This is a genomic window from Bacillus sp. FSL R7-0166, assembly GCF_038008935.1.
GTDB lineage: Bacteria > Bacillota > Bacilli > Bacillales > Bacillaceae > Bacillus > Bacillus altitudinis.
Map to the genome: position 1 here is coordinate 1,844,697 of NZ_JBBPAC010000001.1, position 22,489 is coordinate 1,867,185.

A 22,489-nucleotide genomic window follows, 5' to 3' on the forward strand; every position below is an offset into this window, starting at 1 on the left:
AGGTTCTAAACCATTTATGAAGGCAGTAAAATAAAGACGTCGTCTCCCTCAACCAATGCTTCATATGTTTTCACGCATCCATGATCTGGTTCTTGAACATTTCCTGATGAAAGGTTGATTTTCCAATCATGCATTGGACAGAAGACATGATCTCCGCTCACCATTCCTTCAGCTAGTACACCGCCTTTATGAGGACAGCGATTTTCAATGGCTTTGAACTGCTTGTTAGAGGTTTGAAAAACAGCTAATTCAAGTGGACCGGCTGCGACTGTTTTCCCTAGCTGCAATGGAAAATCTGATATTGTACCAATATGAACTTTTACAATTGAAACTGTCATCTGATCTCATCCCTTCAATTGATTTAGACGGAAGCAGTTGCCTTTTGAAATAATTGTCTTGTTTCTGTTTCGTTCTCTCGAATCTCTTGCCACGGTTCTTCATAAGTTGAAAGTGCGATGTCCATTCTTTCGATGAGTGCTGCACGTTTCTTGTCATCTAGCAGGACCGTTTGGATATGATTCAATCCAAGCCGTTCAACCCAAGCGGATGTTCTCTCTAAATAATTTGCGGTTTCTCTGTAATATTGAAGGTAGGCTGCGGCCATTTGTTCTACTTCTTCTGCTGTACTTACTTTCATTAATAAGTCTCCAGCTCGTAAATGTGTCCCTCCATTCCCGCCAGCATACAATTCAAATCCCCCATCGATACCTACGATGCCAAGATCTTTAATCCCAGATTCAGCACAGTTTCTTGGACAGGCTGATACGGCCATTTTGACTTTGTGCGGTGTGGCAAGTCCTTCAAATTTCTTTTCAAGTGCGATCCCAAGAGAAATGGAATCCTGCGTTCCGAATCTGCAAAATTGTTCTCCAACACAAGTTTTGACGGTTCTTAATGATTTTCCGTAAGCATAACCAGACGGCATATCTAAATCAGCCCATACTTTTGGTAAATCTTCTTTTTTGACACCTAAAAGGTCGATTCGCTGCCCTCCAGTCATTTTCACAAGCGGTATCTCATATTTGTCAACGACATCCGCTATTTTTCTCAGGTCATTAGCATTTGTCACGCCTCCGTACATACGTGGAACGACCGAATAGGTACCATCGTTTTGGATGTTGGCATGCATTCGTTCATTCACAAATCGCGAGCTTTTTTCATCTTTGTAGTCAAGCGGATACATCATCCCTAAATAGTAATTCAGTGCAGGCCGGCACTTTGAACAGCCTTCTTCTGTTTCCCAGTCAAGTACATTCATCACTTCTTTGACATGCTGCAAACCTTTCTCTTTTATTTCATGAATCACTTCATCTCTTGATAAGGTGGTGCAGGCGCAGATGGTTTCTTTTTGCGCAGTGCGGTTTGCATCATCGCCTAAAGTGTGCCATAAAATCTCTTCCACAACAGGTTGGCAGCCTCCGCATGACCGAGAAGCACTTGTACATTGCTTGACCTCTTGTATAGTCGTTAGGCCTTCTTTTTGAATAGCTGCCACTATTTGACCTTTTGAGACACCATTACAGCCACAAACGATATGGTCGTTTGCCATTTGTTCAATCGTGTTTTCTTGCGCCAGCTCATTTGATGTTAAGACAGATACTTTTTCCATATCTGACATATCAACACCTTCTCTAATGTACGAGAATAAACGTGGTCCATCGCTTGTTTCTCCAAACATGACGGCGCCGACTAATCGGTTTTGCTGGAAGACTAGTTTTTGATAAATACCTTGCTGTTCATCAAAAATTTTAATCGCTTTTTTCTCATCGTTTTCGATAAAATCTCCAGCTGAAAATACATCAACCCCTGATACTTTTAGCTGTGTCGATAGTACAGATCCTTCATAAGGCGTCGGGGCCATATCACAAACATGCTTCGCAAGCACGTTTGCTTGATCGTATAATGGCGCAACAAGACCGTACGTTTGTCCTCTATGTTCAACACATTCTCCGACTGCGTAAATCCGCGGGACACTTGTTTCCATGAAATCATTGACGATAATCCCCCGGTTCACTTCAATGCCGCTCGTTTCGGCAAGCTTGTGATTCGGTTTAATTCCTGCTGCCATGACCACCATATCTGTCTCTAATGTAGAACCATCTGAAAATGTTAGCCCTTCTACCCTTGTATCTCCTAAAATCTCATTTGTCTGTTTTCCTAATAGAAAGCTCATGCCTTGTTTTTCTAAAGCTGCTTGCAGAAGCTGACCTGCCACCGGATCGAGCTGCCGGTCCATTAGATGAGAGCCAAGATGAATGACGGTCACTTCCATTCCTAAGTTTAGTAGACCACGCGCGGCTTCAAGTCCAAGGAGCCCGCCTCCAATGACGGCTGCTTTTTTGTACATCATAGATGCTTTGACCATTTCCTCTGTGTCTTGTAATGTACGAAAAGCTGTTACCCCTTTTTTATCGCTCCCTGGAATGGGCGGGATGAACGGGAGGGACCCTGTCGCTAAAATTAAACGGTCATAATGCACGGTCCGTCCTTGATCACTCATAACGGTTTGATTGTCTGGATCGATCTTCACAATGGTCTCATTTGTAAACAGCTGAATATGATGTTCTTTGTACCAATTCCAATCGTTTAACGTAATATCCTCTGTCTTTGTATCCCCTTGGAGAACTTTCGATAAAAGAATCCGATTATAGTTAGGATACGGCTCAGTTCCAAATACAGTCATGTCGAATCGTTCATTGTCTGTTTTTAAAATGTTTTCGAGCGTTCGGATACCAGCCATACCATTCCCTACTAATACGAGTTTTTCTTTCATGAAAAACACCCCTCATGTGATCGTTTTTTAGAAAGTACCATAATCTAAACAAAGATGGAAAATACATGTTAAAATTTCTCACATAGTTTTCAATTCTTGTAGGCTGACAGCTGTACAGGACAATATTTAAAACCTGGCATTTTACTGTGTGGATCTAACTGTTTACCAATTAATAGGTTAATTGATTGATGTTTATTCCAGTGAAACGGAACAAACACAGTATCTTTTCGGGTGGTATCTGTTATGTGGCACCTCATGATGACACTACCTCGTTTTGACTGGATGGTGACGAGCTCCCCGTGCTGAAGTCCATAAGCTTCGGCTGTGTCAGGATGAAGCCCTACATAAGCTTCAAACTGCCGGGCAACAAGAGAGGTGCTTTTTCTTGTTTGAACGCCCGTTTGGTAATGAGCCATCACCCTGCCGGTCGTTAAATAGAGTGGATATTCTGGACTGACTGGTTCTTTTGCACCCTGTTGTCCATGTGCAACGACTGCAAATTTTGCTAATTTATCAGGATGTGAGAATTGATGCTCAAATAGTCTTTCTGTTCCTCGGTCTTCCAAATGAGAGCAGGGCCATAATATGCCTTGCGTCTTCCTTAACCTGTCATAGGTCATACCGGAATAATCGGCTTTGGCTCCTTTCGTTGCTGTTCTCAATTCCTCAAAGATGTCTTCTGCAGATGAAAAAGAAAAAGAGCCGCCTTTGCCTAATACTGCTGCTATTTCACAAATGATTTGCCAATCGTGCTTTCTTTGGTGTTTGAGTGGATAGGTTGCTTCTCTCAGCGTAACGCGTCCTTCTATGTTCGTCATGGTCCCTTCGTCCTCTAAATATGACGAAGCTGGTAAAATAACATCTGCGAGTGCAGCCGTCTCAGAGATAAATAAATCAATTGCGACAAAAAAGGACAGCTGCTCGATGGCTTTTTTGATAAAGCTTGCATGCGGACCTGATTGAACAGGATTAGAACACATTAAAAAGAGCGCTTTTATCTCTCCTTTCTGCATTTTTTCAAACATTTCAAAAGCAGATACACCTTTTCCAGGCAGTTCTTTTTCATCGATCTTCCATATTTCGGCCATTTCTTTTCTATGTACTGGGTTTGTGATATCACGGTAACCAGGAAGCTGATCTGCTTTTTGTCCATGCTCTCTTGCACCCTGTCCATTTCCTTGCCCAGTAATGGCACCATAGCCACACCCAATCCGGCCAATCTTCCCAGTAACAAGCAGAATATTCAGGAAATTACGAACGGATGCTGTCCCGTCTATTTGCTGCTCAATGCCTCTTGCAGTCAGAATCATGCCTGTTTTTTCGCGGGCGAATTTTCTCGCTATTTTTTGAATGACTTTCATCGATACACCGGTTTGCTGCGTAATGTCTTGCAGGGACATGTGTGAAATATGCTGTTTCATTTCTTGAAAACCTGATGTTCGTTTTTTAATAAATTCTTCGTCTAGTAACTGTTCATGAAGCATGACGTGTAAGATTCCATTTGCGAGTGCAGCATCTGACCCAGGCCTTAAGCTGACATGTAAGTCAGCTAGTTTGGCTGTTGCTGTTTTTCGCGGATCGATCACGATGAGAAATGCCCCGTTCTTTTTAGCTTCTTCCAAATACGGTATGAGGGTCGGCTGACATTCCGCTATATTGGTTCCAACCAATAGTAAAACCCGGGCATGCTTGATGTCACGAAGCGGAAAGGTTAGACCCCGATCAAGTCCAAATGTTTGGTTAGCTGCTGTTGCTGCTGAAGACATACACAGTCTTCCATTGTAATCAATGTATTTCGTTTTAAGGGCGACCCTTGCAAATTTTCCGAGTAAATAAGCTTCTTCATTTGTAATCGATGCACTACCATACACACTGATAGCATCGTTCCCATGTTCCGTCTGAAGGGTTTGAGTGCGTGCTTTGATTTCGTCAAGTGCCTCTTGCCAAGTCACTTTGACAAATTGACCGTTTCTTTTGATGAGGGGGTGATTCAATCGTTCCTTGTGCAGTGCGTGCTGGTGGGCATGCTGCCCTTTCATACAGATCCTGCCGAACGTGGTTGGATTATGAATATCTATCGTCTGGTAGCGTGTTCGCCCTTCTGCGTGCTGCTCGACTAATTGCATTTTGCACTGCATACTGCAAAACGGACATTGAGATGGGAACACCCTTTTTCGCTCTTGCTGCTCTGATGTTTGCTGCACATATTGTAAAAAAGATTGATTCATACATTCACACCCTTTTGTCTACTTTGCTCAAATTGCTCGCAGAGCTCTTCTCTCATTTCCTCATCGAGCAATTTTTCTCGGATGGAAATGATGCCGTTTTTTTGGATCCAGTCTCCAATAGATTCTTGAAAATATGCACGTTTTCTATAGTCTTCAAGCAGTGCTTTTAAAAAAGGAATCAGCTCATCCGTTCGGCTCACAGAATAAAAAAGCTGACCTGCCTTAGGTTGACGTATGCTGCCTCCTATATAAATGTCCCATTCATCCAGCTGCTTCTTGATGCAGATGTCATAGATGGGGCTGAAATGACATACGCAGGAAGGACCAGCGATATGAATCGATGTGACTGCAGGTAAAAGCGTGTTTTCTAGTTGTCTTTCGATCTCCATGACAAGTGTTGTGACAGATGGATCGTGACGACAATCACATGATAGAACATGAGAAAGTCTCTTGCTTTCTTGTGGCATGATGTGTCCATGTTCTTTTACAATATGGTCGGCCTCTTGTGAAATACCGATCAGCCGAATTCGTTTATTCTCCGTTAGTTCTACGTGCTGAATTTGCTTTTGCTCTAATAATCCGGTTATCATCTGTAAAAATGTCAGATCAAGACGGCCACCATATAACTGAGGCATTAGTATGTGCTCATGATCTGATGGGCTGTCTTTTACGAAAAGATCTTGAAACTGCTCAAGATAGTATGGAATGGCTGCTCGGCACTTGTCACAGCCGTTATCTGTCATCCAATCAAATTGTCTTCTTACTTGCTCTTCATTCAGCGGCTGCTGCTTTTTTACATACGAAAAAATGGTCTCTTCCTCTACATTTGTGCACGAGCAAAACGTGTTCAGTGCTTCCGTTAGCTGATTTGATGAGACATGGCAGCAGGCACGAACAAGCTCTTGACAGCCTCCGCAGCCCGTTGCGGCCCCTGTCTGTTTTTTTATCTCTTCTAAATTTGTCAGCTGATGGACCGATATGCTTTTGAATATCGCTCCCTTCGTCACCGTGTGGCATTGGCAGATGAGATCCTCTGTTTTTAATGAATCTAAAGGGGATATCTGCTCTTCATTCAGTGATTTCATGACTACGCTTTTATCACGCCCCACTTTTACATCCTGCAAAAGCTGCTCAGCTCTCTCAAGTTGACCAACTAATACAACGCCTGTGAGCACATCATGTTCAAACACTAGTTTTTTATATACTTCTTGTTCTTCATCTAAGTAAGTCACCACTGAAGCGGAGGGGGATCGGTTTACAATACTGCCAGCAGAATAAATAGATATGTCATTTGCTTTCAATTTTGTTGAATAAATGGCAGGAGGTAAATTCGTGACCAGTTCATCTAATAAATGATTCGCAAGCACGTTTGCTTGTTCATAAATAGGCTGCACAAGACCGTGCACCATTCCCTTATGCTCTGCACATTCTCCAATAGCATAAATATTCTCAACGTTTGTCTGCATGACATCATTTACAACAATGGCTTTTCTTGTATGAATGCCGTGCTGTTTTGCAAGCTCTATATTCGGACGGACCCCTGTTGTGAAAACCACGAGATCAGCATCCACGATGTCTCCACTTTTTAACAGAACGCCTTCTACTCTCTCGTTTCCTAAACATGCAATCGTATGAGCATTTGTTTTTACCTGAATCCCCTTGCGACTTAATTGTTGAGACAAAAGCCCTGCAGCGGTTTCATCTAATTGGCGTTGCATAAGCCAATCCGTGTGATGAATCAAGGTTGTCTTCAGTCCAGCGATCTGTAAACCAGCGGCCACTTCCACACCAAGTACACCACCTCCAATGACTGCTGCACGCTCATAGCGTAAAGAATCAGCGTAAATGGCCTCATAATCGTCAATCGTACGAAAAGCATAGACCCCTTTTTTGGATACGCCTTGTATAGGTAGAAAATGAGGCGATGAGCCTGTGGCGATAACCAGTTTGTCATACGGGATATTCCGGCGTGCTTCTGTCATGAGCAATTGACGCTTTGTATCGATGTGGACAACTGCTTCGCCTGTTTGGATGGTGATGTCATGTTTGGTGTACCATTCTTTTGGCTTTAGTTCAATTTGAGACAATGATTCACTTTTTTGTAAAACCGATGAAAGTTTTATTCGGTTGTAGGCCGGGTGCTTCTCTTTTCCAATGATCGTGATGGAATAGCGTTCTGGCTGATTCTTTACGATATGCTCGATACATTTCATACTCGCCATGCCGTTTCCGATAAACACGAGTTTACGTTTTGCCATGTGAGATCAACCTTTCTAGCTTTTTGCGCCAAAGCAATGTTTGCCTAGATTATGGCACACATTTGTAAAAAAGTGTTTATCCATGTCATTTTTTCTAACACAATACTTCCATTCCTTCTATCAACTCGCTATCTTTAAGTCAGAAAATTCAAAATAAAGGAGTGGTTTTGTGAAACTCTCAGAATTGACTTCTAGTGGTCATCCTAAGACATTGTTTGGTTCATTTTTATATTTTGACGTGAGTTTCATGATTTGGGTTTTGCTGGGGGCACTCGGTGCTTTTATTGCACAAGATTTTGCCTTATCGACAATAGAAAAAGGCATGATTGTAGCCATTCCGATTTTATCCGGATCTTTTTTTCGAATTGTGCTAGGCCTATTAACAGACCGAATGGGACCTAAAAAAACAGCGATGATGGGCATGATTTTGACCACCATTCCGCTTATATGGGGGTTTTTCGGTGGTACAACCCTTTCAGAGCTAGTACTGATCGGGATTTTATTAGGGGTTGCAGGTGCGAGTTTTGCGGTCGCTTTACCGATGGCAAGCCGCTGGTACCCTCCTCATTTACAAGGGGTAGCGATGGGAATTGCCGGCGCCGGAAACAGCGGAACACTGATCTCGACACTCTTTGGACCAAGGCTTGCGGAGATGTATGGCTGGCATACAGTGATGGGGCTCGCTCTTATTCCTTTAAGTTTCGTCTTTTTGTTTTTTATTTTCACAGCAAAAGATGCACCAAACCAGCCCGCCCCTCAGCCGCTTCGGTCCTATTTTTCAGTCTTTCAAGTGAAAACAACGTGGTTTTTCTGCCTGCTTTATGCGATTACATTCGGTGGTTTTGTCGGCCTTTCAAGTTTCTTGAGTATTTTCTTTGTGGACCAATATGCGATTTCAAAAATTCATGCCGGTGATTTTGTGACGCTTTGCGTGGCGGCAGGCAGCTTCTTTCGGCCAGTTGGCGGTTTGATTGCCGATAAAATTGGCGGGATGAAAGTACTGCTCGGTTTATTTGCTTTGATTGGTATCTGTTTAGGGGCAGTGAGTAGTCTACCTGCTTTACCAGTGGTCATTGCGCTTTTATTTGTCGGAATGATGTGTCTTGGTATGGGGAATGGGGCGGTGTTCCAGCTTGTGCCGCAAGTGTTTCATAAGGAAATTGGGATTGTGACTGGAATTGTAGGGGCTGCAGGAGGCATTGGGGGATTCTTTTTACCAAACGTTCTTGGCAGTTTAAAAGAAATGACGGGCTCCTATACATTTGGCTTTTTGACCATTTCTCTTTTTGTTCTTGCTGTCTTCCTCTGTTTGGTTGTCTCCCAGTTCAAACGTAAAAAAGTCATTATCCAGCCAACCATGTCTGAATCATAAAAAGCCATGACCACTCTTTGGTCATGGCTTTTCTCTATATATGGTAAACACCCTTTGTTTGACCTATTTTGGCAGAACCGAACTCCCCATTAAATAACGGTCTACCTCATGCGCCACTTGTCTGCCTTCGTTAATTGCCCAGACAATCAAGCTTTGACCGCGTCTTGCATCTCCCGCTGCAAATACGCCTTCTACATTCGTCGTATATTCCCCATATTTTGCGTCAATCCGATTGTTTTTGCTGTCCACGCCAAAGTGTTTCACTAGCGGCTGTTCAGTTCCCTCAAAACCAATCGCAATAAAGACTAGCTGAGCTGGCCATACCTTCTCTGTTCCTGGAATCTCATGAAATTCAAACTTCCCTTGCTCGTTTTTCACCTTTTCCATTTGAATGGTATGAAGCTCTTTTAACTTCCCATTTTTATCAGCCACAATCTTTGTGGTTTGAATCGAATATTGCCGCGGATCTTCTCCAAATTTTGCTTGTGCTTCTTCGTAAGCATAATCTAGAGAGAAGACATAAGGTTGTTCTGGCCACATGTTATCCCCTACACGTGTATCTGGAAGCTTTGGATGCTTTCCGAATTGAACAACACTTTTTGCTTTTTGGCGAAGTGCAGTTGCGACGCAGTCAGCGCCTGTATCTCCTCCGCCAATCACAATGACGTCTTTCCCTTTTGCGTCAATAAAGTTTTTATCTTTGAATCCTGAATCAAGCATGCTTTTTGTTGCGAGTGTTAAATAATCCATTGCCAGGTGAATCCCTTTTGCTTCCCTACCTTCAATTAACAAGTCACGCTGCTTTTGTGCACCTGTACAAAGGATGACCGCATCAAATTGCTCTTTCAGTTCATCAGCCGTGATATCCACACCAATTTCTGTATTGGTCACAAAGTCAATGCCTTCTTGCCTTAGCAGTTTAACTCTGCGCTCAACGACTTCTTTGTCGAGCTTCATATTCGGAATACCATAAGTGAGCAGTCCGCCAAGACGATCAGATCGTTCAAACACGGTTACAGCGTGTCCTGCTTGGTTTAGTTGGTCTGCACTTGCCAGCCCTGCTGGTCCTGATCCGACAATAGCAACCTTTTTCCCTGTACGACTTGAAGGAATTCTTGGTGTAATCCAGCCATTTTCAAAGCCTTTATCAATGATCGTCCGTTCGATATTTTTAATCGATACTGCTGGATCATTGATCGCGACGGTACATGAGCCTTCACAAGGTGCTGGACATACTCTTCCAGTAAATTCAGGGAAATTGTTCGTTTTTTGTAGTCTTTCAAGCGCTTCTTTCCATCTGCCCCGGTAGACAAGGTCATTCCATTCTGGAATTAAATTGTAGATCGGGCAGCCAGAAACGCCGCCCCTGATCTCCATCCCAATTTGACAAAACGGTGTTCCGCAATCCATACATCTAGCACCCTGCTGTTTCAATACCTCATCTGTATAAGGAGCTGAATATTCTTTCCAGTCATTTTGACGAGTGAGAGGGTCACGTTCATTTGGCTTTTCTCTTTTATAATCCATAAAACCTGTTGCTTTGCCCATTGTCCTCTCCCCTTTCTTAATGAGCGAGGGCTGCTTTTTGCCCGTTTGCCGTTTCTTTATTTTTCGGTTTTGTGTTTGCTTCAAATGCGAACATAACAGCTTCCTCGTGGCTGAGGCCTGCTTGTTTTTGTTCCTCAATACTTTGAAGCATCATTTTGTAATTTCTCGGAATGATCTTAATGAATTGATTCTTTTCTTTTGCCCAGTTCTCTAGAAGCGCTGCTGCTTTTGAGCTGTTTGTATAATCAAGGTGTTCCTGAATCATTTGCTTCACTTCTTGTTCTTCTTCGTGATCTGTGAGTTTTTCAAACATGATCATTTCCATGTTGCACATTCTTTTGAACTGTTTTGCATCAGATGTATGCACGTAAGCGATACCGCCAGACATCCCTGCGCCAAAGTTTTTCCCGACGTCACCTAAAATGACAACACGTCCGCCAGTCATGTATTCACAGCCGTGATCACCGATTCCTTCAACGACCACATTGACACCTGAATTACGCACGGCAAAACGTTCACCTGCACGACCGTTAATAAACGCTTTTCCGCTTGTCGCGCCGTAAAATGCAACGTTACCGACAATCACGTTCTCATGTCCATTTTGTACAAAGTGATCAGATGTTTTGACAGCAATTTTGCCTCCAGAGAGTCCTTTGCCGATATAGTCATTTGAGTCACCTGTTAAATATAAAGACATCCCCTTTGGAACAAATGCGCCGAAGCTTTGTCCAGCTGAACCAGTGAACCGAAGTGTGATCGTATCCTCTGGCAGGCCTTCTTCTCCGTAGCGCTTAGACACTTCGCTGCCCGTAATCGTTCCAGCTACACGGTGAATGTTGCGAATGTTTAGTGACAGATCAACCGGTGTTTGATGATCGAGCGCTTCCTGTACATAAGGGAGAATCTCATTCATATCCAGTGATTCATCAATTTTATGATTTTGCGGCGTTCTGAATGTGCGTGGTCCCTCTGGCTGATAAAGCAGGGTTTCAAGGTTCAGCTGTCCTGCTTTCCAGTGTGATTTTGCTCTTTCACTTACTGATAAGACATCCGTACGCCCTATCAATTCATCCATTGATGTAAAGCCAAGTTCAGCTAAAATTTCTCTTACTTCCTCTGCAATAAACATCATGAAGTTGACAATGTGATCAGGGTCACCCATGAATTTTTTGCGAAGTTCCGGGTTTTGAGTAGCGACACCGACTGGGCAAGTATCTAAATGACACGCTCTCATCATGACGCATCCTAATACGACAAGTGGAGCTGTCGCAAAGCCGTATTCTTCTGCTCCTAAAATCGCAGCCATGACAACGTCGCGTCCTGTCATCAATTTCCCATCCGTTTCAAGAACGACTCGCTCTCGAAGGCCGTTTAAGACAAGGGTTTGATGCGCTTCTGCCAATCCAAGCTCCCAAGGAAGTCCTGTATGTTTAATACTTGTTTTCGGAGAAGCTCCAGTACCGCCATCATATCCACTAATTACGATGACATCAGCTGTCCCTTTTGCAACACCTGCTGCAATCGTTCCAACGCCAGCTTTAGAAACTAGCTTGACACTGATGCGTGCGTCACGGTTTGCGTTTTTCAAATCATGGATCAATTGAGCCAAATCCTCGATTGAATAAATATCATGGTGAGGAGGTGGTGAGATTAGGCCAACACCTGGCGTAGAACCACGTACGTCTGCGACCCAAGGATATACTTTATTTCCTGGCAGCTGTCCGCCTTCTCCCGGCTTTGCACCTTGCGCCATTTTAATTTGCAGTTCATCTGCATTGACTAAATAATGACTTTTCACACCAAAGCGGCCAGAAGCAATCTGTTTAATCGCACTTCTGCGATCATCCCCTTGCTCATCTACTGTAAAGCGTGCAGGGTCTTCCCCGCCTTCTCCGCTGTTGCTTTTGCCGCCAATTCGGTTCATCGCAATCGCTAGTGCTTCATGCGCTTCTTTACTTAATGAACCAAATGACATCGCACCTGTCTTAAAGCGGCGTACAATGGATTCAGCAGATTCAACTTCTTCCAGACGAACTGGCTTTTGTTTTGAACGAAAAGCAAATAGATTTCTAAGGAAACCAATTCGTTCTTCATCCGCTGCCTTCGTATATTGCTTAAATAAATCATAATCTTCGTTGCGGCATGCCCACTGAAGAGTATGAATGGTTTTTGGGTTAAAGGCATGATGCTCTCCATTTTTTCTCCACTGGAATTCACTGCCTGATTCTAGCGTTTGATCAGTTGATGCCTGATACCCAGCCTCATGACGAAGCTTTGCTTCACTTGCAATGGTGTCAAGATCAATACCGCCTAGCTGTGAAGCTGTTCCTGTGAAATACGCCTGGATGACATCTTCACTAATGCCGACTGCTTCAAAAATTTGTGCGCCTCGATAGCTTTGGACAGTGGAAATTCCCACTTTAGACATTACTTTAACGACGCCCTCAGTCACACTTTTCCCAAACTTTGTGACAGCCTCATCAAAGCTAATCGCAATCGCTTCTTCAGCAATAAGCTGTTTGTATGTTTCGTAAACGAGGTACGGATGGATCGCATCTGCACCGTAGCCAATCAGTGCGGCAAAATGATGAACCTCTCTTACTTCTCCAGATTCGACGATTAAGCTCACCTTTGTTCGTAAGCCTTGACGCACAAGATGCTGATGAAGTGCACTCAATGCAAGAAGTGGTGGAATCGGCACTTTTTCTTCCGTCATGTCACGATCGGAAAGAATTAGTAAAGATACCCCTTCACGAATGGCTTTTTCTGCCTCTTCAAACATCGCATCAAGACCTCGTTTTAGGTCATCAGTGAAAAGTGTATGAATCGTTTTGCTTTTAAAGGCGTTATGAACAATCGTTTTCAAGCCGTTGAACTGCCCGCTTGTTAAAACTGGTGTATAAAGTTTAATTCTTCGGCATGAATATTCATTTGGATGTAAAATATCTCCCTCAGCACCTAACCAAGTCATGGTCGATGTAACAAGCTGCTCACGAATGGCATCAATTGGCGGGTTTGTCACTTGAGCAAACAGCTGTTTGAAATAAGAAAACAGCGACTGCGCACGATCTGATAACACAGCAAGCGGTGTATCACTTCCCATCGAGCCTATTGGGTCCTTGCCTTCTTCTAGTAAAGGAATTAAATACTTTTGAATGTCTTCGTACGTATAATGGAAAGCACGCTGACGCGTTAACAAATCACTCATTATACTAGAATTTTCTGAATTTTCTTCCGAGCGATTGACGTGAACCATTTCTTCATCGAGCCATTTTTGATAAGGAAGTTCATTCGCAATCGAAGATTTCACTTCTTCATCAGAAATAATGCGTCCTTCTTCTAAATCGATTAACAGCATTTTACCTGGTTCAAGACGGTCTTTATACTTCACATCTTCTTCATTTGTGTCGATGACGCCGACCTCAGATGAGAAAATGATATGATCGTCATTTGTCACATAGTATCTCGCGGGTCTTAATCCGTTCCGGTCTAAGATGGCGCCGATTTGTTTACCATCCGTAAACGAAATCGCTGTCGGGCCATCCCACGGCTCCATTAACGAACTATGGTATTCATAAAATGCCCGTTTCTCTTTTGACATGTGCGTATTCTCCGTCCACGGCTCAGGAATCAGCATCATCGCTGTATGAGCAGGAGTACGCCCTGCAAGCACGAAAAATTCAAAGGCATTGTCTAAAATGGATGAATCACTTCCGTCTGCATTCAGCACTGGCAAAATCTTGTCTAGATCTTCTCCGAAGGCTTCAGACACGAATTGCTGTTCTCTTGCTCTCATCCAATTGATGTTTCCTCTTAATGTGTTGATTTCTCCGTTATGAATTAAGTAACGGTTTGGATGCGCTCGTTCCCATGTCGGGAATGTATTTGTACTAAATCTTGAATGAACAAGTGAAAATGCAGAAACAAATGTTTCATCCTGTAGATCAAGATAAAAAGCATCGACTTGATCTGATGTTAAAAGCCCCTTATATACGATGGTTTGACTCGACAGGCTGACAAAGTAAAATTGTTTTTCCTCTGCTGTTCCCCAGTTTTCAGCCTGCTTACGGATGACATATAGTTTTCGTTCAAATGACAAACGGTCTGTAATGTTGTCGTTTGCTCCGATAAAGACCTGTCTCACAACCGGACAGCTCTTCGCTGCAACCGTTCCAATTTTCCCAGCATCAACAGGGACCGTTCTCCAGCCAATTAATGTTTGCCCTTCTTGTTTAATGAAGCCGTTGATCTTTTGTTCGATCGCTTGACGCGTTTTGGCATCATCATCTTTTGAAAAGAACACCATTCCTACCCCGTAACGGCCCTTTTCTGGAAGTGCAAAGTCTTGGCAGTTCTTTCTAAAAAAAGCGTCTGGCAGTTGTACCATTAAACCGGCACCATCACCTGTATACGGATCACTGCCTTGCCCGCCGCGGTGATCAAGCTGGCACAGCATTTGCAATCCCTTTTTGACGATGCTATGTGTCGCCTCCCCTTTTAAATGGGCGTACAGTCCGATTCCACATGCATCATGTTCAAATTCAGGACGGTAGAGACCTTGTGGTTGTGGTAGTTGATTATAAGTCATCGTTTCTCTCCCCCGTTTAAAAGATCCGTTTTTTCACAGTAATAAAATCTCACAAACTCTGTAACTTATTTTAAGTTTTCAAATTAATATAAACAATATATAATTTAGATCAAAACAATCTCTTTTTGAGATAGATGGGTGTGAAGTGCAAAAATGGAGCTTCGTCAATTACGTTATTTTGTAGAAGTTGCTGACCGTGAACACGTGTCAGAAGCGGCTGAAAACTTACACGTTGCCCAATCTGCCATCAGCCGGCAGATTGCCAATTTAGAAGAAGAACTTGGAGTGGCTTTATTCGAACGAGAAGGACGAAATATCAAATTAACGAAAATCGGCAGACAATTTTTAGATCATGTCAGAACTGCACTCAAAGCCATTGATTACGCAAAAGAGCAAATTGATGAATACTTAGATCCGCACAAAGGGACGGTGAATATTGGCTTTCCTACAAGTCTAGCAAGCCAAGTGCTCCCTTCTGTCATTTCCGCATTTAAGCTGGAATATCCAGAAGTCGATTTTTTACTTCGTCAAGGTTCTTATAAGTTTCTCATTGAAGCCGTTAAAAATCGTGATATCGATCTTGCCTTTTTAGGACCTGTACCGACAAACGATTCTCAAATAGAAGGAAATATTTTGTTTTCTGAAAGCATTTATGCCCTTTTACCGGTTAGCCACCCCTTTAGCGGACAAAGGAGCATTCATTTAAGTGATTTAAGAAAGGATCATTTCGTGTTATTTCCTGAAGGGTATGTGCTGAGACAAATTGCGGTTGATGCCTGTAAGCAGGCTGGCTATGAGCCTACCATTTCATCTGAAGGAGAAGATTTGGATGCCATAAAAGGTCTCGTATCGGCAGGAATGGGTGTTACCTTATTACCCGAAAGTGCCTTTTATGAAACAACACCGCGATTTACAGTGAAAATTCCGATCGATTTTCCTCAAGTGAGAAGAACGGTTGGCATTATTGCATCTAAAACGCGAGAAATGTCTCCTTCTGCCCATGATTTTTATGTGTTTGTGAAGGATTTCTTTTCTAAAATTGAACAATATAAATAATTCACTAAAACAAGACATTTCATTTGTAGAAATAATCCCTCTTTGTATATGATGAGTTACAGAACAACAGACTATATGGAAGAAAGGTAATCGTATGAAATCAATTTTATCGTTTTTAAAGCCCTATCGGCTATCCGTTGTGTTCATTGTGATTCTCACCTTTTTGAGCAGTATGCTCCAGCTGTATTTACCGACGCTTACAGCAGATATCGTTGATGTCGGGATCGTCCAAGGAGATGTCGCTTATATATGGAAGGTTGGGGGCTGGATGGTGGCTTGTTCTTTACTTGCCATCTTGCTCACGATTTGGAAGTCCTACTTGTCATCTAAGACAGCTCTAGGCTTCGGGCGTGATATGAGAAGACAGCTGTTTGTGCATGTCGAACAATTCTCATTAGAAGAATTTCAAAAAATCGGGACATCTTCCTTTATTACAAGATCCACAAATGATGTGAAACAAGTTCAAGATGTCACGATCATGATCTTACAAATGATGACACGGGCGCCTCTTATGCTCGTTGGTGGAATTATTTTGGCTGTATCTAGAGATGCTGTGTTATCTCTCATCTTTTTAGCAGCTCTCCCCCTTCTTGGCGGGTTCATTTATTTGGTGTCAAGAAAAGCGATCCCCCTCTTTGGCCAGCTTCAGAAAAAAACGGACCGGCTGAACTTGATTATGAGAGAGTCGCTTTCAGGCATTCGGGTCATTCGTGCGTTTAACCGAGTAGATGACGAAAAGGAACGTTTTCAAGAAGCCAATACATCGTATAAGGATACTGGCCTTAAGGTCAATCGATTAATGGCGTACTTGTTCCCTTTTATGCTCATTATCATGAACTTCACGAATATCGGCATTGTCTGGATTGGCGCTAATCGGATTGATGCCGGACAGATGGAAGTCGGGAATCTGATCGCCTTCATTCAATATGCGATGATGATTTTAATGGCACTCATTATGCTGTCTATGAGTTTTATTATGGTGCCTAGAGCTCAGGCATCAGCTAAACGGATGAATGAAGTGTTAAATCTAGAACCAAGAATTAAAGACAAAAAAGAGACTGTCACTAAACTTGATCAGCCAGCCCAGTCTATTCGCTTTGAGAATGTGTCATTTTATTATTCAAATGCTGAAAAACCAGCCGTTCAAGACATGACGTTTGAAGCCAAAAAGGGTGAAACGACGGCGATCATTGGCAGTACAGGTTCCGGGAAAACGACCCTTCTTCAGATGATGACACGTTTTTATGAAGCAACAGAAGGAAAAATTATATTAGATGGTGTCGATATTAGAGAATTGCCTCAAGAGAAACTGAGAAGTCAGATGGGTTATGTTTCTCAAAAAGCCATTTTATTTAGCGGAACCATTGCTGATAATGTGCGCTTTGGCAAACGAGATGCTACAGATGACGAGATTTGGCAGGCACTGCGGACAGCACAGGCCGAAGAATTTGTTTTGCAAAAAGATGGCGGAATTCACGCAGAGATAGACCAAGGGGGTTCGAATCTCTCTGGCGGTCAAAAACAACGTCTTTCGATCGCAAGAGCACTCGTAAGAAAACCTGCATTCTACCTGTTTGACGATAGCTTCTCTGCCCTTGATTACAAAACGGATGCAAAACTTCGGTCAGCGCTAGAAGCTGAAAAAGAGCATGCTGCTTTGATTATTGTGGCTCAAAGAATCAGCACAGTGAAGCATAGCGATAAAATCATTGTGTTAGATGATGGAAAAATAGCAGGTATCGGTACACATGAACAGTTACTGAAAGATAACCTTGTCTATCAAGAGATCGTCGCATCACAGGAAGGTCAGGAGGTGGAGCAAGGATGAGTAAAAAAATGTCTTCTGGAATGGGACATAAAGGCGGTCACCCAAGGGGCCCAGTACAAAAACCAAAGGAATTTAAAAAAACACTTCTTCGTTTAACGGGCTATTTAAAACCGAGAAAATTTCAGCTGATCATTGTCCTGATTGCAGCGATCGGTTCAACCGTTTTTAATGTCGTCAGTCCAAAATTACTTGGGGATGCCACCTCTTCCCTATTTGAAAGTTTTACACAAGGAACTGGCGTTCAATTCGATGTCATTTCACGCATTTTATTGTTGCTTGTTCTATTATATGTCGTGGCTTCTCTCTTCTCATTCGTGCAGCAATATGTAATGGCGGGTGTCTCGCAGCAGACCATTGCTGAATTAAGGCAAGAAGCAAATGACAAGCTCACACGTCTCCCCCTTCGTTATTTTGATAAAACAACACACGGAGACACGCTGAGCCGGGTGATGAACGACATTGATAATATTAATACTTCTTTACAGCAGGCACTCACGCAAGTGATTACATCTGTTATTACAGTCATTGGGATTGTCGTCATGATGCTTTTCATCAGTCCGCTGCTGACGCTGCTTGTTTGTTTGACGCTACCTCTTAGTTTGTTTGCGATTCGAGGCATTACATCATTTTCGCAAAAGCATTTTAAAGCACAGCAAAAAGAACTAGGGATGATCAATGGACATATTAATGAAATGTTTACAGGACATCAGACAGTGCGCGCGTATGGCTATGAAAAGAAAGCCATTGATACATTTGATCAATTAAACGAAAAGCTGTATGAATCCTCAAGAAAAGCACAATTTATCTCCGGCTTAATGATGCCGATGATGACCTTTATTGGGAACCTTGGCTATGTGGCGGTAAGTGTTGCTGGCGGAATTCTTGTCATTAACGGGAATATTCGTGTTGGGGATGTGCAGGCATTTATCCAATACACTCAGCAAATGTCGCAGCCGCTTGTGCAAGCATCCAGTGTTGCAAACTTAGTTCAATCTGCTATCGCTTCTGCTGAACGGGTGTTTGAGATTTTGGATGAGGAAGAAGAACATGCGGAAGAAGATGCAGCGATTGATCTTGAATCTCTTACCGGAGATGTGGCCTTTGAGCAAGTTCACTTCGGTTATGAGAAAGATCAATCCATTATTAAAGATTTGAATTTACATGTCCAAGAAGGACAAACGGTGGCCATTGTTGGGCCAACAGGCGCTGGAAAAACAACGATTATTAATCTGTTAATGCGCTTTTACGAGCTAGATCAAGGCTCTATTCGCATTGGCGGCGTAAAAACCACCGACCTCAGCCGAGAGCAAGTACGTGACTTATTTGCGATGGTTCTTCAGGATACATGGCTCTTTGAAGGCACAATTTATGACAACATCGCATATGGCAGACCAAATGTTTCAAAAGAGGATGTGTTGAAGGCCGCTAAACATGCCTATGCAGACGATTTCATCCGCACCCTTCCAGATGGATATGACACACTCTTAACGGAAGATGCAGGCAACCTCTCACAAGGTCAGCGTCAACTGTTAACCATCGCCCGTGCCATCTTATCTGATCCGAAGATATTAATCTTAGATGAAGCAACAAGCAGTGTCGATACACGGACAGAGATGCATATTCAAAAAGCGATGAATGAATTAATGAACGGCAGAACAAGCTTCGTTATTGCACATCGACTTTCAACGATTAAAGATGCCGATCTCATTTTAGTTATGAAAGATGGCACGATCATTGAAAAAGGAACTCATCGTGAGCTTTTGAAAGAAAAAGGCTTTTATGCAGACCTCTATATGAGTCAATTTGCCGAAAACCAAGTCGGTTAAACAGCACCAAAAAGGATAGACAGCATGTAAAAATGCCTGTCTATCCTTTTTGTGATGCCTTAAGCTTCCCGTTTTCTGACTTTCACACTAAGTTTCGTCATGTAATCCGCTTCATTTTTAGACATCAGAGAATGAAGTAAATACTCCTCAAAGACATCTCCATCCAGTATCATATCCTCTGCTTCGATTCGATCTAATAAACGTGAATAGGCAGTCTCCATCTCTTCATATGTTCCTTGTTGATACATGACTGCATATAGACCCGCAGGCTTTTTGACTGCATCCGGCCCTTCCATTCGGCAAAACAGCCTATCAGACTGATGATAATGACGCTGCAAAAACTGCTCCTTGTTTAAAACAGAACCATTTGCCGCGGCACCTTTAATACCAATCCCTTTCAGAAATTCTCCTACAATTCGAGAAATTTCTTCTATAGGTGTGTTTGAATCAATCGGGTTTGATGTACTGAGGACGATCGGTTCTTCTGGCAGTTCTTGAAACAAGACCTCCCCTGTTTTCACTGATGATAATTCATTCGTTGTCTCGATCACACGAAAAAGAAAAGATTGAATATCCTGTAGTTTTTGGATCTCCTCCCCGACCTTTTCTGCTTGCTCAACCGCCAGGCTTTGCAATTTTTCCTGAGAAGGCTCAGTAAAGTATTGTTTTAATTGCTTGATCGGAAATTGAACAGCACGAAGAGATTGAATGGCCATGAAATGATCAAACTGTTCAAATGTATAATAACGGTACCCATTTTCCTGAACACCTGCCGGCTTAAACAAATCGATCTTATCATAATAAAGCAGTGTATCTTTTTTCACTTCAAATAATGCCGCAAATTCTCCAGTTAAAAATGTTTTTTGAACATCGTTCATCATTTTTAGGGCTCCTTTCTTGACTATGGAGTTACTCCATCCTTTATGATAACATGCAGAAACACCACATATGTGGAGAAAGGATTTACACATGAACAAAATCGCACAAGATCAAGTCACATTATCACTTGCAAATCAAGAAGACTTCCCTTTGATGAAAAAAGAACTGCAAGATGCTTTCACAGCTGGCATCATTGATGCATTTGGCGATGCAGAAGGTGGACCAATTCCTCCTGATGAGTCGATTGATGAATCTTTTTATTCGACTGAGAACCTTGTCTATCATATTTTACTAAACGGTCAAAAGGCAGGAGGCGTTGTTTTAAAAATCAACCCTCTCACACACCGCAATTCGGTGGACCTATTATACATTTCTTCATCATCTCACAGCCGCGGCATTGGTCAGGCAGCATGGAAAGCCATTGAGGCGCAATATCCAGAAACGAAGGTGTGGGAAGTTGTCACTCCTTATTTTGAAAAGCGCAACATTCATTTTTATGTGAACAAATGCGGGTTTCAGATTGTTGAGTTTTATCACTTGCACCATCCAGATCCGAGCTTGCCTCATGAGAACGATCAAGAAAATGACCCTTTAGCGCCTGAGACATTTGAATTTTTCAAATTTGAGAAAGTCATGAAAAAAGATTGTTCAAGTTCATAAAAAAACTCCCTCTTATGGGGAATTTCAGATTGTTGACAAAGGGCTAAAATGGACTTCATTTTAGCCCTTTGTCTTCTTTTTCAAGAGTTGTCAGTGCTTCAGCATCGTTTCCATGTCGTTCCCCCTTTTTCTCTCTTCTTTTCTCATACACTAAAAAAACACTACCCCAAGAAGAAAGGTAGTGTTCGTTACATTCATTCTAGCTTCTAATCTGACCATCACCAGATAGAAGCAGCTTTGTTGTTGTCAGTGCAGGAAGTCCCATTGGCCCTCTTGCGTGCAGTTTTTGAGTAGAAATGCCAATTTCAGCGCCATATCCTAGTGCACCGCCATCTGTAAAACGTGTAGATGCGTTATGATAAACAGCGGCTGCATCGACTTCGTTTAGAAAGATTTGTGCGTTTTTTTCATCCTCTGTTACGATGGCTTCTGAATGTTTCGTTCCGTACTGATCAATGTGGTGAATGGCGTCCTCAATTGAGTCAACGACTTTCACCGCAAGATCAAGACTTAAATACTCATCTGTCCAATCTACTTCCTCCGCAGGAACCGCTTCGGAAAAGAAAGATTGAGCGTCTTGATCTCCATGCACAGTGACATGATGCTGAAGGAGTGCTTCATTCAATGCTGCACCATTTTCTTTCAGCCAATCGCGATGAACGATCAGAGTCTCAAGCGCATTACAAACGGCCGGACGATTTGTTTTCGCATTGATGACAATCTGAATGGCTTTTTCTACATTCGCTGTTTGATCAATAAAGATATGGCAGTTCCCTGTCCCTGTTTCAAGAACTGGAATGGTCGATTCTTCTACAACGGTTTTGATTAAAGAAGCCCCGCCTCTCGGGATTAAAACATCAATCCACTCTTTTAGATGAAACATCGCTTGAACCGATGAACGGTCTGTTTGTTCAATAAACTGTACCGCATCACGAGGGATCTTTGTTTGATCCAATGCCTCATGAATGACGCGGACGATGGCTTTGTTGGAAGAAATAGCGGAGGAACCGCCTTTTAAAATCACTGAGTTGCCTGCCTTGAGGGCAAGCCCTGCTGCATCGACAGTGACATTCGGTCTCGCTTCATAGATCATCCCGATCACGCCGAGCGGTACTCTTCGGCTTTTCACATGTAAGCCGTTTTCAAGAGTCCATTCATCCAATATTTCTCCAACAGGATCTGTTAATCTCGTCACAAGCCGCAAACTTTCCGCAAACTCATGAATTCTCTCTTCATTTAACATTAATCGATCCATTAATGCTTCAGAGAAGCCCTTTTCTTTTCCTGCCTCTAAATCCTTTTGATTTTCCTGTAAAATAAAATCACTTTGCTGTTCGAGCGTTTCTGCTATTTTCAGCAGCGCCTCATTTTTTTCCTCTGTTTGAAGTAAACCTAGTTTTTTTGATACGTGCTTTGCTTTTTTCGCTTTTTCTTTGACCGATGTGACAACTTCAGCTGTCAGTGTCATGAAAT

13 protein-coding genes are annotated in these 22,489 nt (G+C 42.6%); 5 read left to right on the forward strand and 8 right to left on the reverse strand.

Features of this window, described 5'->3' with window-relative positions; translation table 11 throughout:
- Nucleotides 1-14: 14 nt before the first annotated feature.
- From nirD to nirB (NST01_RS09390), 4 genes are all read right to left on the reverse strand, one after another.
- On the reverse strand, nucleotides 15-338 hold the full coding sequence (gene nirD, locus NST01_RS09375; RefSeq protein WP_008346593.1) for a nitrite reductase small subunit NirD: 324 nt from the start codon (nucleotides 336-338) through the stop codon (nucleotides 15-17).
- 23 nt (nucleotides 339-361) lie between these two features.
- Nucleotides 362-2,773 (reverse strand): nitrite reductase large subunit NirB, encoded by a 2,412-nt coding sequence (gene nirB, locus NST01_RS09380; RefSeq protein ID WP_017358862.1) that lies wholly within the window; start codon nucleotides 2,771-2,773, stop codon nucleotides 362-364.
- An 89-nt stretch (nucleotides 2,774-2,862) separates the two neighbouring features.
- Complete coding sequence (gene nasC / locus NST01_RS09385; protein WP_341041825.1) at nucleotides 2,863-5,001, reverse strand: assimilatory nitrate reductase catalytic subunit NasC; 2,139 nt, start codon at nucleotides 4,999-5,001, stop codon at nucleotides 2,863-2,865.
- Complete coding sequence (gene nirB, locus NST01_RS09390) at nucleotides 4,998-7,259, reverse strand: nitrite reductase large subunit NirB (RefSeq protein WP_017358864.1); 2,262 nt, start codon at nucleotides 7,257-7,259, stop codon at nucleotides 4,998-5,000. The genes nasC and nirB (NST01_RS09390) overlap by 4 nt, the downstream gene beginning before the upstream one ends.
- A gap of 169 nt (nucleotides 7,260-7,428) precedes the next feature.
- Between nirB (NST01_RS09390) and NST01_RS09395 the strand changes: the two genes are divergently transcribed.
- The gene (locus tag NST01_RS09395; protein WP_008346586.1) at nucleotides 7,429-8,631 is read left to right on the forward strand and encodes a nitrate/nitrite transporter; all 1,203 of its coding nucleotides are present in this window, start codon (nucleotides 7,429-7,431) and stop codon (nucleotides 8,629-8,631) included.
- 63 nt (nucleotides 8,632-8,694) lie between these two features.
- Here NST01_RS09395 and gltD read toward each other — a convergent pair whose 3' ends face one another.
- Both gltD and gltB read right to left on the reverse strand, forming a co-directional pair.
- Nucleotides 8,695-10,179 (reverse strand): glutamate synthase small subunit, encoded by a 1,485-nt coding sequence (gltD, locus tag NST01_RS09400; RefSeq protein WP_008346585.1) that lies wholly within the window; start codon nucleotides 10,177-10,179, stop codon nucleotides 8,695-8,697.
- Nucleotides 10,180-10,195: 16 nt separating this feature from the next.
- Entirely contained in the window at nucleotides 10,196-14,767 is a 4,572-nt protein-coding gene (gltB, locus tag NST01_RS09405) for a glutamate synthase large subunit (RefSeq protein WP_341041828.1), read from the reverse strand.
- Between the two features lie 153 nt (nucleotides 14,768-14,920).
- Between gltB and NST01_RS09410 the strand changes: the two genes are divergently transcribed.
- The 3 genes from NST01_RS09410 to NST01_RS09420 all read left to right on the forward strand — a co-directional run bounded on the left by NST01_RS09410 (nucleotide 14,921) and on the right by NST01_RS09420 (nucleotide 19,477).
- Complete coding sequence (locus NST01_RS09410; protein WP_065460521.1) at nucleotides 14,921-15,823, forward strand: LysR family transcriptional regulator; 903 nt, start codon at nucleotides 14,921-14,923, stop codon at nucleotides 15,821-15,823.
- A gap of 94 nt (nucleotides 15,824-15,917) precedes the next feature.
- Entirely contained in the window at nucleotides 15,918-17,651 is a 1,734-nt protein-coding gene (locus NST01_RS09415) for an ABC transporter ATP-binding protein (RefSeq protein ID WP_341041831.1), read from the forward strand.
- Nucleotides 17,648-19,477 carry an ABC transporter ATP-binding protein gene (locus NST01_RS09420; RefSeq protein ID WP_212337989.1) on the forward strand — a complete coding sequence of 610 codons (1,830 nt, stop codon included), beginning with the start codon at nucleotides 17,648-17,650 and terminating at the stop codon, nucleotides 19,475-19,477. The genes NST01_RS09415 and NST01_RS09420 overlap by 4 nt, the downstream gene beginning before the upstream one ends.
- A gap of 59 nt (nucleotides 19,478-19,536) precedes the next feature.
- Here NST01_RS09420 and NST01_RS09425 read toward each other — a convergent pair whose 3' ends face one another.
- Nucleotides 19,537-20,358 carry a MerR family transcriptional regulator gene (locus NST01_RS09425; protein WP_129548335.1) on the reverse strand — a complete coding sequence of 274 codons (822 nt, stop codon included), beginning with the start codon at nucleotides 20,356-20,358 and terminating at the stop codon, nucleotides 19,537-19,539.
- Nucleotides 20,359-20,446: 88 nt separating this feature from the next.
- Between NST01_RS09425 and NST01_RS09430 the strand changes: the two genes are divergently transcribed.
- Complete coding sequence (locus NST01_RS09430) at nucleotides 20,447-21,016, forward strand: GNAT family N-acetyltransferase (protein WP_052320493.1); 570 nt, start codon at nucleotides 20,447-20,449, stop codon at nucleotides 21,014-21,016.
- A 199-nt stretch (nucleotides 21,017-21,215) separates the two neighbouring features.
- Here NST01_RS09430 and NST01_RS09435 read toward each other — a convergent pair whose 3' ends face one another.
- The gene (locus NST01_RS09435) at nucleotides 21,216-22,484 is read right to left on the reverse strand and encodes a glutamate-5-semialdehyde dehydrogenase (RefSeq protein WP_025207480.1); all 1,269 of its coding nucleotides are present in this window, start codon (nucleotides 22,482-22,484) and stop codon (nucleotides 21,216-21,218) included.
- Nucleotides 22,485-22,489: the final 5 nt, after the last annotated feature.